Raw genomic sequence first — 12002 nt, forward strand, 5'->3', positions numbered from 1 at the left:
CCGCGCTGGGCGCGGGGACGGGTCGGGCCACGGTCAGCACCGCGGTCCGGAGCACGCGCGGCTCACCATCCCGGGCCCTGACGGGCAGGGGAGCGCACGCTGGCGCGGGGCAGACCCGGGCCGTGGGGCCGGCGGAGATCCCGCCGGCCCCACGGTCATGCCCGCGGCTCGTCCCACCACCCGCGCCGAGCCGCGAGCACCCCCGCCTGGAACCGGCTCGTCGCACCGAGCCGCACCAGGATCGCCTGGACGCGCCGCTGGACGGTCCGGTGACCGATGCCGAGCTGGCGCGCGATCGCCTCGTCGGCCAGGCCGAGCGCGAGCAGGGGCAGGATGCGACGCTCGTCGTCGGACATGTCGCGCGCGCCGGCTCCGTCGGTAGTGCGCGCCCGGTACGGCTGGGCCTGCGCCCACAGCGTCTCGAACATCGTCGAGAGCGCGTCGAGCAGCGCCGACGGGCGCACCAGGATGCACGAGTCGAGCACCTTTGGCGTCGCCACGAGTGGCACGAGAGCTGCCTGGTCGTCGGACAGGATGAGCTTCATGGGCGCCGTCGGCAGGAACCGCACGTCTTCCCCCGCGGCGACGTCGGCCTCGACCCGCGCCGTAGCGCCCGGGAGCCTGAGCTTGTCGAGGCCGTGGATGAACCGTCGTTCCACGCTCGGGTCGCCCGCGAGCATGCTCGAGTTGACCCGCTGGCCGTCGCTCGCCTCGGCGTACGGCGGGGCGTCGATGCCGCGGATGCGGTGCTCGGCACGCGCGAGCAGCTGCTGACCGGTGCGTGCCACGGCGTCGGCTCCCGTGATCACCTCGATGACCGACTCCGACGCAGCACCCGCGCGCACCTTGCGGTGCCGTTCGGCCAGACGCAGCGTGAGCGCTCGAACCCGCTGGATCTCGCGCTCGCGCGCCAGCAGCAGCACCTCGACGGCGTGCTCGGGCGGAAGCGCCGTGTACCGAACCGGGCGGTCGGGTACGCGCGACACCAGCCCTCGCTCCTCCAAGGCGGCCAGAGCCGCGTCGAGCGCGTCGGCGTCGAGCCCCGTGCGCGCGGCGAGCCCGTCTGCCGCGAGCGGTTCGCTCTCGACCAGCATCAGGTACGTCGCCTCTGCCCAGCGGTCCAGGCCCAGAACCTCTAGCATCGCCCACCTCCTCGTGGCGGAACGCTAGACCAGTGGCGGCAGGCCGGATGACGGTCGAGGGTGTGGTCCGAGGGGCCGTGGTCAGGTCCAGCGCCACGCGCGCGGCGCGGCGCGGTCAACCTCAAGGTCCTCCATATCGCCGAGCGTCTGCCACGACGCGACTTCTTCGCCCGTCTCCGCCACGAGCAGTCTGCCGCGCCGGTTGGTACGGCTCACGTCGCTGGCCGTCGTCGTCGTGCCGACCGCGCGGCAATCGCCGGGGCAGCTCTGACCAGCGGGTCAGGACCCGGTCGTCGGTGTGATCACATGATGGCCACCATGGCCGCCGCCACGGCTTCCTCGATCGCCTTCGTCGTGGCGTCGGTCACCCAGCCCGACTCCGCGACCTGCTTGGCGCGCGCCTCGGCCTCGGTTCTCCGGTCCTTCGGCACGAGCCGACGCACCAAACGGGTGCCCTTGGCGAGCGCGAGCAGCGCGGCATCGTGCGGTGCGGGTGTGGCCCCGTCGAGGAGCACGGACCCGAGGCGCCCCCGCAGCGCGGTCTCGTGCGCCGAGTCGACGGCGGGCCAGCGCGTCATCGGGAAGATGCCGAGGATGCGGCCCTGCTCGCGGCGGAGCACACCGCGGTCGGCGAGGCCGGCGAGCAGGCGCTTCTGCAGGCCGCGGGAGAGCGGCTCGATCAGGTCGCCGGGCCTGCGGGGTCGGCCGGCGATCGACGCCAGGGCGGTGTCCAGCTCCGCGTGGCCGGTCGGGGAGCCGTCGCGGACGACGATGCGGCCGCGCCGCACGGTCTTCCCGTCCGGGTCGACCGTGCGCTCGTCGGTGGGCTCGACGCGACCCGTCAGCGCGAGCTCGACGAGCAGCGCCCCGGCAAGACGGTAGGCGAGGTTGTCGATCCACGGGTCGGCAGAGCCGGACTCGTCGTCGTACGTGAGCAGCAGCAGGTCCTCGGCGATGATCACCGCTCGAACATGACGCGTGGCGACGCCCGGCGGTGGTCACACTGCGGTTCGACCCTGGGCGCCCGTCTCCCACCGTCGTCGGCGCCGCCACGCCGACAGGACATCACCGGACGACGACGTCGCCACCGACGCCCGCGACGTCAGACCGTCGGCGACACGCCCGCCTTGTCGAGCACTGCCAGGAAAGCCTTCATCCACGGACCGTTGTCGGGCCACGCCCGCCCGGACACGAGGTTTCCGTCGACGACGTCGCCCCCGTCCTGGAACGTACCGCCGGCGGTCTCGACGTCGACGGCGAGCTGGGGGTACGCGGACGTCGTCCGGCCCGTCAGCACGCCGGCTGCGGCGAGAAGCAGCGGTCCGTGGCACAGCGCGGCGACGGGGGCGTCGCGGTCGAAGAACGCCTTGACGATGCGCTTGGCGTCCTCGTTGTTGCGGATGTACTCGGGCGCCCGTCCGCCCGGCACGACGACGGCCACGTAGTCGTCGGGGTTCACGTCACGGAACGCTATGTCCGCTTGCCAGGTGTGCCCGAGCTTCTCGGTGTACGTGTCAAAGGTGTCGACGAAGTCATGCACGACGAACTGTAGGCGCTTCTTCTCGGGGGCTGCGATGTCGACCTCGTAGCCGGCCTCCTGGAGCCGGGCGTAGGGGTACATCACCTCGAGCGTCTCCGCCGCGTCGCCGGTGAGGATGAGGATCTTGGCCATGGCGCACCTCGATGTGCTGTGAGGGACCGGACGAGCCCAGCGTGCCCCGCCTGGACTCGCCGGGCGACCCGGGCGCGAGCCAGGGGTCGGTTTCTGTCAGGACCCGCCGGCCACGTGGTCCGCAGCGCCCAGCACCCCGGAGTGCCTGGCGCAATGGGCGCAGCAGAAGACCGTGTTGTCCTGCTCGATGCCGTGACCGAGGATGCTGACGCCGCAGTTCGCGCACTTCGGTGCGATCTTGCGGGCCGCGCACTCGACGCTGTCGAACACGAAGCGCTGACCGTCGCTCATGACGACTTCGAAGGTGCCGTCGTAGTAGTTACCGCAGACGTCGCACACGGCCATGTCGGCTCCTCGTCCTGACCCCTGACCGACGCTAGGCACGCCCGTGCGCGAGTCGCAATCTGGAAGCGGTGCAGATCCCTCCGATGACTTTTGCGCGCGGAGGCAGTCGATCGCAGTTGGGAGCCTCGCCCCGAGGCCGCTACGGCAAGGAGGACACGATGGTGCGCTACCTGATCTCGTTCGACGACGGCGCGATGACTTTCCCTCGGGAGGAGATGCCCGCGGTGGGCGAGGCCTCGCACGCAGTGGTGCGGGCGGCGCAGGATGCCGGCGTGTGGGTCTTCGGCGGCGGTCTGGAGCGCCAGCAGGCGACCATCGTCGCCACTGACAGGTCCGTGTCCGACGGCCCCTTCCCCGAGACGAAGGCCGTGGTCGGCGGGTTTTCGATCATCGACGTGCCATCGCGCGAGGAGGCGCTGGAGTGGGCGGCCCGGATCGCGGAGGCGTGCCGTTGTGCCCAGGAGGTCCGGGAGATCATGCCGGACCCACTCGTCTGAGGGTCGCGCGATTCAGGTTTGCTGATCGGCGCCCCCGGAGGTGTTCCGGTGGGTAGTGCCACCGTGCCACTCCAGCAGGACGAGGGCGGCGTCGTCCTGGACGTTGCCGACGGCGTTGAGGAAGGCCCGCGACAGGGCCTGGACGACGTTGCGCGGGTGATGGTCGGCGGTGTCGCGCAGGAAGCCGCCAAGGTCGAAGGCGGCAGCGCTGCGCTCGTACATGCCGTCGGTCATCAGGAGCAGGCGATCGCCAGGGCGCAGCTCGAGCTCCTGGACGCGGTACTCGTGCCGGCCTAGCCCGAGCATCGGGTTGTTCGCCTGTGCGACGCGGTGCACCTCCCCGTCGTGGAGCAGGAGCGCTCCGGGGTGCCCCGCGTTGACCACCCGGGCGCTGGCGTCGCCATCGCTCGCATCGGCGCCCTGGTCGTCGGCCGAGTTCAGCGGAACCTCGAGCAAGATGCCCGTGACGAACGCGCTCTCCCCGCCGTCCTCGATCAGGGAGTCGTTCGCGGCCTGCGCCTGCTCGACCAGACCCGCGCCGCTGCGGCGGGCGTTGCGCAGCGCGTTGACCGTGAGAGTGGCCAGCATGGCGGCGTTGAGGTCGTGGCCGACGGCGTCCGTGAGGCTGACGGTGAGGCTCTTGGTGGAGGCGATGTAGTCGAACGAGTCGCCGCCCGCGCTGGCCGAGGGTTCCAGCCAGCAGGCGATCGTGAAGGCGCCGCCCTCGCAGGTGAAGCCGGGCGGGAGCAGGCGGCGCTGGATCTCCCGCGCGAGGGTGAACTCGCTCGAGCGCATGGCCGTCTCGAACGCGTCGGTGTGCCGCTGGTTGGCGATGACGATGTAGCCGAGAGCGTGGGCCACTGCGCCGATCTGCTCGACGGTCGCCGGATCGATCGCGCCGTCGACGGCACGATGGCGAGACCCCGCCGACAGGTCGAGCTCGACCGCGAGAACTCCGAGCGCGTCCCCGCGGACGGTCACCGGCGCATAGGCCCGGCCCGACCCGTCGTGTGCGACCCGCTGCTCGAGCCAGGCGGTGCCGGGTTGCGTGCCTTCGAGGTCCATGCGCGCTTGGGTCTGGAGGTCGAGCAGGTGGTTGCCCGCGGCGTCCGCGATCAGGAACGAGACCGACCGTGCGCCGATGCCCAGCCTCAGCGCCTCGCCCGCCGCGGCGAGGGCCTCTGCCGGCGCGACGTCCTCCGCGGCCTTCAGCAGGGCCGCGATGTCCACCGGGTGCTCGTCCACGTAGTCACGGTGGCACCGGATCGCACTGCGCGCGCCCCGTCGCGGACCGGCGAGGAGGTCATAGGGAGGCGGCGGGAGCGCGGGCGGGCAGGAGGGCACCGGCAAAGAACGCCGCCAGCTCCTCGGTGGCGGCCAGCGGGAGCACCGCGGCCACGTACTGGTCGGGCCGCACGACGACGACCACGCCGCCACGGTCGATCCCGCGGGCCTCGAAGACGTCGTCGCGCGGGTCGGTGGCGTAGACCTTCTCGTAGTCGACCAGGCCGAACGGGCCCTTCCGCGGCAGGAACACCGGCGGGACGTCGGCCACGTTGTTCATCGCGAGGTGGTCCTGCTGGTAGATCACCTTGACGTCGAGGACGGCGTCGGGGTCGCCGTCCTCGGAGGTGTGCGCCAGCAGCGGCGACGCCGGGTCCGTCTCGAGCCAGCGCGCCCAGTCGGCCAGGGCGGACGGCTGGCCCGCCGTGGGCGCGTCGGCGAACGCATAGACGCGCCACCGCCCGTCGGCACGGTGGTGGTGACCGAGGTGCACGGGGTTCCCGTCGGCCACGCGCTCGACGGCGGGAGACTTGAACCGCTTGCCGACGGGGAACCCGGTCGCGAGACTCTGGTGCTCCGTCCCCGCGACGATCGTCGACGGTCCGTACTCCGTCAGGAACCCGAACATGAACTCCGAGGTCTGCACGTAGAAGTCCTCGAGGTACGTCGGGTCGGGCAGGTCCTCGGGCCGGGCGGCCATGAGGCGCGCCCACTCACGGTCGAAGTCGATGAGGCGCTGCGCGACGACCTGTCGCTCCGCGGAGTAGGTCGCCAGCAGCGACTCGGGTGCCCGGCCGGTCAGCACGTGGCCGAGCTTCCAGGCGATGTTCCAGCCGTCCTGCATCGACACGTTCATCCCCTGGCCCGCCTTGGCCGAGTGCGTGTGGCAGGCGTCGCCGGCGATGAACACGCGCGGGGTGCGGGTGCCGGCCAGCTCGACAGGGACGTCGTCGAACCGGTCGGTGACGCGGTGGCCCACCTCGTAGACGGAGTGCCAGGGCACGGCCCGCACGTCGAGCGTGTAGGGGTGGATGATCGCGTTCGCCCGCGCGATCACCTCGTCGAGCGGCGTCGCTCGTGTCTTGCCGCCGTCGTCCACCGGCACGACGCCGAGGTCGACGTACCAGCGCACCAGGTAGCCACCCTCGCGCGGGATGAGCAGGATGCTGCCGCCGTCGTGCGACTGGATCGCGCACTTGGTGCGCACGTCCGGGAAGTCGGTCACGGCGAGGATGTCCATGACGCCCCACGCGTGGTTCGCCTTGTCGCCCACCGGGGTGCAGCCGATCGCCCGGCGCACGTCGGAGTGCGCGCCGTCGCAGCCGACGACGTACCGGGCGTGCACCGTCCGGTCCTGGCCCTCGAGCGGACCGGTGGTGTGCCGCAGCCTGACCGCGACCGGGTGGTCGCCCTCGTCGGACACCTGGAGTTCGACGAACTCGTACCCGTAGTCGGGCTGGATCCGCGCCGGCCCGTGGTGCGCGGCCTCGAGGAAGTAGTCGAGCACGCGCGCCTGGTTGACGATCAGGTGCGGGAACTCGCTCATGCCGTGCGCGTCGTCGGGCGGCCGCGCGGCGCGCGCGATGCGGTGCGGGTCGTCGGGGTCCGGCTTCCAGAACGCCATCTCCGTGATGCGGTACGCCTCGGCGGTGATGCGCTCGGCGAAGCCGAACGCCTGGAAGGTCTCGGTGCTGCGGGCCTGGATGCCGTCGGCCTGGCCCATCTCGAGCCGGCCCGGCCGGCGCTCGACCAGCCGCGTCGTGATGCCGGGGAACTGCGCGAGCTGCGCCGCGGCGATGACGCCGGCGGGGCCGGACCCGACGATCAGGACGTCGACCTCGTCCGGGAGCTCCATCGGGCGGTCGACGCCGACGCCGGCCGCGGGCTGCACCCGCGGGTCCGCGGTGACATATCCGTGGTGGTGGAACTGCATCGTTCCTCCGCTCTGCGAAGTGAGACCGGCCTCGTCAGAAACCCTATGGCGCGCCAAACGCCGTGGGGAGCAGTCTTGTCGTCGTTCCTAGCGAAGATATACGATCTCGAATACGAAATACCAGGGCCCGGTAAGACGCCGATGACGACGAGGGCAGTGAGCTCATGGCCGACGCAGCGCAGGCACCGTCCCCGCTCCCGCTGGACGCGGTGCCTGGCAAGATCATCGCCGTCCATCTCAGCTACGCGTCGCGCGCGGCCCAGCGGGGCCGGCGCCCCGCGGCACCCTCGTACTTCCTCAAGCCGACCAGCTCGCTGGCCCCTTCGGGGGCGGTCGTGGACCGACCGGCCGGCACCGAGCTGCTCGCGTTCGAGGGCGAGGTCGCGCTGGTGATCGGTGCACCCGCCCGGCACGTGCCCGTCGACAAGGCGTGGGACCACGTGGCCGCCGTCACGGCGGCCAACGACCTCGGCGTCTACGACATGCGCTGGGCCGACAAGGGCTCCAACCTGCGTTCCAAGGGCCGCGACGGCTACACGCCGCTCGGCCCGCGCCTGGTCGACGCCCGCGGCGTCGAGCCCGACGGCCTGCGCGTGCGCACCTGGGTCAACGGCGTGCTCGTCCAGGAGGACACCACGGGCCCGGACGCGCTGCTGTTCCCGTTCGCGCAGATCGTGGCCGACCTGTCGCAGCACCTGACCCTGGAGACCGGCGACGTCATCCTCACCGGCACGCCCGCCGGCTCCTCCGTCATCGGCCCGGGCGACGTCGTGGAGGTCGAGGTGGACGCGCCCGATGCGCCGGGCGCCCCGTCGTCCGGTCGCCTGGTCACCACCGTGGTGCAGGGCGACGTGCCGTTCTCCGACGTCGGCTCCGGGCCGGAGGTCGACGACCTGCAGCGCGCCGAGGCGTGGGGAAGCCGCGATGCGGCGGGGCTCCCCGCAGAGCCGGCGCCGTTCGTGCTCGACGCCGAGCTCGCCGGCAAGCTGAGGCGCGCGCCGGTCGCCGGGCTCAGCGCGCAGCTGCGCAAGCGAGGGCTGAACAACGTGATCCTCGAGGGCGTGCGACCCGCGACCCCGGGGACGAAGCTCGTGGGCCGCGCCAAGACGCTGCGCTTCGTGCCGAACCGTGAGGACCTGTTCACCTCCCACGGAGGCGGCTACAACGCGCAGAAGCGCGCGTTCGACTCCGTGGCGCCCGGTGAGGTGATCGTCATCGAGGCGCGTGGCGAACGGGGCTCGGCCACGCTCGGCGACGTTCTCGCCCTGCGCGCTCACGTGCGCGGCGCCGCCGGCGTCGTCACCGACGGGGGAGTGCGCGACTTCGAGGCCGTGGCTGCCACGGGTCTGCCCGTGTTCTCGGCCGGCTCGCACCCCGCGGTGCTCGGCCGCAGGCACGTGCCCTGGGACGTCGACGTCGCCGTCGCGTGCGGCGGCGCCACGGTGCTCCCGGGCGACGTGATCGTCGGCGACGCGGACGGCGTCGTCGTCATCCCGCCGCATCTTGCGGCCGAGGTCGCCGACGCGACGCTCGCCCAGGAGGACGAGGACGCCTGGGTGGCCGAGCAGGTGGCCGCCGGGCACCCCGTCGAGGGGCTGTTCCCGCCCAACGCCCACTGGCGTGCAGAGTACGAGCGTTCGCGTCGCGAGCGCTCGCCCGGCGACGCCGAGCACTGATCGCCAGACCGCCCCGACACCACCGGGAGGCACCATGACCGACAGGACAGCCACTGTCGCGGCGGCCCGCCGCGTCCCCGCGGACCTGCCCGAACGGATCCAGCACTACATCGGCGGCCGGCTCGTCGACTCGCTCGACGGCGCGACGTTCGACGTGATCGACCCCGTCACCAACGAGGCCTACGTGCAGGCCGCGGCCGGCAAGAAGGCCGACGTCGACGCCGCCGTGGCGGCCGCGCGCGAGGCGTTCGAGCACGGCCCGTGGCCGCGCCTGCTGCCGCGCGAGCGCTCGCGGGTGCTGCACAAGATCGCGGACCTCGTCGAGTCCCGCGACACGCGCCTGGCCGAGCTGGAGACCTTCGACACCGGCCTGCCGATCACGCAGGCGCTGGGCCAGGCCCGCCGGGCCGCCGAGAACTTCCGGTTCTTCGCCGACCTCGTCGTGGCGCAGGCCGACGACACCTTCAAGGTGCCGGGCCGACAGGTCAACTACGTCAACCGCAAGCCGGTCGGCGTCGCCGGGCTCATCACGCCCTGGAACACGCCCTTCATGCTCGAGTCCTGGAAGCTCGCGCCTGCGCTGGCCACGGGCAACACCGTGGTGCTCAAGCCGGCGGAGTTCACGCCGCTCTCCGCGTCGCTGTGGGCCGGGATCTTCGCGGAGGCCGGGCTGCCCACGGGGGTGTTCAACCTGGTCAACGGGATGGGGGAGGATGCCGGCGACGCGCTGGTCAAGCACCCCGGCGTACCACTCATCTCGTTCACCGGGGAGTCGCGCACCGGGCAGCTGATCTTCGCCAACGCGGCCCCGTACCTCAAGGGCCTGTCGATGGAGCTGGGCGGCAAGTCGCCGGCAGTCGTGTTCGCGGACGCCGACCTCGACGCCGCCGTCGACGCCACGATCTTCGGCGTCTTCTCGCTCAACGGAGAGCGCTGCACGGCCGGCTCGCGCATCCTGGTCGAGCGGTCGGTCTACGACGAGTTCGTCGAGCGATACGCGGCCCAGGCCGAGCGCGTCGTCGTCGGCGACCCGGCCGACCCGGCCACGGAGGTGGGCGCGCTGGTGCACCCGGAGCACTACGCGAAGGTCATGAGCTACGTCGAGCTGGGCAAGCAGGAGGGCCGGTTGGTGGCCGGAGGCGGGCGGCCCGAGGGGTTCCCGACGGGCAACTATGTCGCGCCGACGGTGTTCGCCGACGTCAAGCCCGACGCCCGGATCTTCCAGGAGGAGATCTTCGGCCCCGTCGTCGCCATCACGCCGTTCGACACCGAGGAGGAGGCGCTCGAGCTCGCGAACGGCACGCGGTACGGGCTGGCCGCCTACGTGTGGACGAACGACCTCAAGCGCGCCCACAACTTCTCGCAGGCCGTCGAGGCGGGCATGGTCTGGCTCAACTCGAACAACGTCCGCGACCTGCGCACCCCGTTCGGCGGCGTGAAGGCCTCGGGCCTGGGCCACGAGGGTGGCTACCGCTCGATCGACTTCTACACCGACCAGCAGGCCGTGCACATCACGCTCGGCAAGGTCCACAACCCGACCTTCGGCAAGGGAGCTTGACATGTCCGAGCCCGTCCGAACCCCCGTCGCGACCCCGCCGGACATCCTGCGCTGCGCGTCCATGGAGCTCGTGGTCACGGACCTGGCGGTATCGCGGGAGTTCTACGTGGACGTGCTGAAGCTCGTCGTCACCGAGGAGGACGAGGACGCCATCTACTTGCGCAGCATCGAGGAGTTCATCCACCACAACCTCGTGCTACGCAAGGGCCCAGTGCCCGCCGCCGCCGCCTTCTCCTACCGCGTGCGCGGGCCCGAGGAGCTCGACAAGGCCGTCGAGTTCTACACCGAGCTCGGCTGCCGCGTGGAGCGCAACAAGGAGGGCTTCGCCAAGGGCGTCGGGGACTCGGTCCGCGTCACCGACCCGCTCGGCTTCCCCTATGAGTTCTTCTACGACGTCGAGCACGTGGAGCGCCTGACCTGGCGGTACGACCTGCACCCGGCCGGAGCCCTGGTGCGCCTGGACCACTTCAACCAGGTGACCCCCGACGTGCCGCGCGCGGTCGCCTACATGGAAGACCTCGGCTTCCGCGTCACGGAGGACATCCAGGACGACGGCGGCACCGTCTACGCCGCGTGGATGCGCCGCAAGCCCACGGTGCACGACACGGCCATGACCGGCGGCGACGGCCCCCGCATGCACCACATCGCGTTCGCCGCGCACGAGAAGCACGACATCATCGCGATCTGCGACAGGCTGGGCGCGCTGCGCCGCAGCGACTGCATCGAGCGCGGGCCGGGCCGCCACGGCGTCTCCAACGCGTTCTACCTGTACCTGCGTGACCCCGACGGCCACCGCGTGGAGATCTACACGCAGGACTACTTCACCGGCGACCCGGACAACCCGAGGGTCACATGGGACGTGCACGACAACCAGCGCCGAGACTGGTGGGGCAACCCGGTGGTGCCGTCCTGGTACACCGATGCGTCGCTCGTGCTCGACCTCGACGGCAACCCGCAACCCGTCCTCCCGCGCACCGACGCCTCCGAGATGGCGGTGACCATCGGCGCCGACGGCTTCTCGTACACGCGCGAGGGCGAGGAGCTGCCCCAGTACAAGCAGGGCGAGCACAAGCTCGGCCACCAGCTGTGAGGGGGGTGCACCATGCTTGACGACGCCGCGATCGCTGCGATCGCCGACGAGCTCGCCCGCGCCGAGGCCGAGCGGGCCACGGTGCCGCTGCTGACGCAGCGCTACCCGGGGATGACCGTCGACGACGCGTACGCCGTGCAGAACACCTGGCGCCAGCGGGGCATCGCGGCCGGCCGGCGGCCCGTGGGCCGCAAGATCGGCCTCACCTCGAAGGCCATGCAGGCCGCGACCGGCATCACCGAACCCGACTACGGGGCGATCTTCGCCGACATGGTCTACGACAACGGCTCCGTCATCGAGCACTCGCGGTTCTCGAACGTCCGCATCGAGGTCGAGCTCGCGTTCGTGCTCGCCGGCGCTCTGAAGGGCCCGGACATCACCGTGCTCGACGTGCTGCGCGCCACCGAGTTCGTGGTCCCGGCGCTGGAGATCCTCTCGTCGCGCATCGAGCTGACCGGGCGCACCATCGTCGACACCATCAGCGACAACGCGGCGATGGGCGGCATGGTCTACGGCGGCAACCCGGTCGCGGTGGGCAAGACCGACCTGCGCTGGGTCTCGGCCCTGCTGTTCCGCAACGAGACCATCGAGGAGTCCGGCGTCGCGGCGGCCGTGCTCAACCACCCGGCCACCGGCGTGGCCTGGCTCGCCAACAAGCTTGCGCAGCACGGCGACGCGCTGCAGGCGGGCGAGATCGTGCTCGCCGGCTCGTTCACGCGTCCGGTGTGGATCGAGCCGGGCGACACCGTGCTGGCCGACTACCGAGAGCTGGGGACCGTCTCGTGCCGATTCGTCTGAGTCTCCC

12 protein-coding genes are annotated in these 12002 nt (G+C 71.7%); 5 read left to right on the top strand and 7 right to left on the bottom strand.

Going from position 1 to position 12002, the window contains the following annotated elements; translation table 11 throughout:
* Nucleotides 1–155: 155 nt before the first annotated feature.
* From ACO4JP_RS09240 to ACO4JP_RS09260, 5 genes are all read right to left on the bottom strand, one after another.
* Nucleotides 156–1142 carry a helix-turn-helix domain-containing protein gene (locus ACO4JP_RS09240; protein ID WP_425953395.1) on the bottom strand — a complete coding sequence of 329 codons (987 nt, stop codon included), beginning with the start codon at nucleotides 1140–1142 and terminating at the stop codon, nucleotides 156–158.
* A gap of 81 nt (nucleotides 1143–1223) precedes the next feature.
* Nucleotides 1224–1358 (bottom strand): hypothetical protein, encoded by a 135-nt coding sequence (locus tag ACO4JP_RS09245; protein ID WP_425953396.1) that lies wholly within the window; start codon nucleotides 1356–1358, stop codon nucleotides 1224–1226.
* Nucleotides 1359–1444: 86 nt separating this feature from the next.
* Nucleotides 1445–2104 (bottom strand): GOLPH3/VPS74 family protein, encoded by a 660-nt coding sequence (locus ACO4JP_RS09250; RefSeq protein ID WP_425953397.1) that lies wholly within the window; start codon nucleotides 2102–2104, stop codon nucleotides 1445–1447.
* A gap of 140 nt (nucleotides 2105–2244) precedes the next feature.
* Nucleotides 2245–2814 (bottom strand): DJ-1/PfpI family protein, encoded by a 570-nt coding sequence (locus ACO4JP_RS09255; RefSeq protein WP_425953398.1) that lies wholly within the window; start codon nucleotides 2812–2814, stop codon nucleotides 2245–2247.
* A 96-nt stretch (nucleotides 2815–2910) separates the two neighbouring features.
* On the bottom strand, nucleotides 2911–3159 hold the full coding sequence (locus tag ACO4JP_RS09260) for a hypothetical protein (RefSeq protein WP_425953399.1): 249 nt from the start codon (nucleotides 3157–3159) through the stop codon (nucleotides 2911–2913).
* Between the two features lie 158 nt (nucleotides 3160–3317).
* Between ACO4JP_RS09260 and ACO4JP_RS09265 the strand changes: the two genes are divergently transcribed.
* Nucleotides 3318–3656 (top strand): YciI family protein, encoded by a 339-nt coding sequence (locus tag ACO4JP_RS09265; RefSeq protein ID WP_425953400.1) that lies wholly within the window; start codon nucleotides 3318–3320, stop codon nucleotides 3654–3656.
* A gap of 12 nt (nucleotides 3657–3668) precedes the next feature.
* Here the strand turns inward: ACO4JP_RS09265 and ACO4JP_RS09270 are convergent, their stop codons facing one another.
* Both ACO4JP_RS09270 and ACO4JP_RS09275 read right to left on the bottom strand, forming a co-directional pair.
* The gene (locus ACO4JP_RS09270; RefSeq protein WP_425953401.1) at nucleotides 3669–4901 is read right to left on the bottom strand and encodes a PP2C family protein-serine/threonine phosphatase; all 1233 of its coding nucleotides are present in this window, start codon (nucleotides 4899–4901) and stop codon (nucleotides 3669–3671) included.
* Between the two features lie 58 nt (nucleotides 4902–4959).
* Entirely contained in the window at nucleotides 4960–6873 is a 1914-nt protein-coding gene (locus tag ACO4JP_RS09275) for an FAD-binding monooxygenase (RefSeq protein ID WP_425953402.1), read from the bottom strand.
* A 164-nt stretch (nucleotides 6874–7037) separates the two neighbouring features.
* Between ACO4JP_RS09275 and ACO4JP_RS09280 the strand changes: the two genes are divergently transcribed.
* Genes ACO4JP_RS09280 through hpaH form a run of 4 tightly spaced genes read left to right on the top strand, consistent with a single transcriptional unit; the run spans nucleotide 7038 to nucleotide 11995 of the window.
* A complete protein-coding gene (locus ACO4JP_RS09280) occupies nucleotides 7038–8549 on the top strand; it encodes a fumarylacetoacetate hydrolase family protein (RefSeq protein ID WP_425953403.1) in 1512 nt (503 codons plus the stop codon).
* Nucleotides 8550–8583: 34 nt separating this feature from the next.
* Nucleotides 8584–10107 (top strand): 5-carboxymethyl-2-hydroxymuconate semialdehyde dehydrogenase, encoded by a 1524-nt coding sequence (hpaE, locus tag ACO4JP_RS09285; protein WP_425953404.1) that lies wholly within the window; start codon nucleotides 8584–8586, stop codon nucleotides 10105–10107.
* Between the two features lies 1 nt (nucleotide 10108).
* The gene (gene hpaD, locus ACO4JP_RS09290) at nucleotides 10109–11197 is read left to right on the top strand and encodes a 3,4-dihydroxyphenylacetate 2,3-dioxygenase (protein WP_425953405.1); all 1089 of its coding nucleotides are present in this window, start codon (nucleotides 10109–10111) and stop codon (nucleotides 11195–11197) included.
* A 12-nt stretch (nucleotides 11198–11209) separates the two neighbouring features.
* Nucleotides 11210–11995: a 2-oxo-hept-4-ene-1,7-dioate hydratase gene (hpaH, locus tag ACO4JP_RS09295; protein ID WP_425953406.1), complete on the top strand. Its 786-nt coding sequence runs from the start codon at nucleotides 11210–11212 to the stop codon at nucleotides 11993–11995.
* The last annotated feature ends 7 nt before the right edge of the window (nucleotides 11996–12002 follow it).

This window comes from Xylanimonas sp. McL0601, from assembly GCF_049852175.1.
Taxonomy (GTDB): Bacteria; Actinomycetota; Actinomycetes; order Actinomycetales; family Cellulomonadaceae; genus Xylanimonas.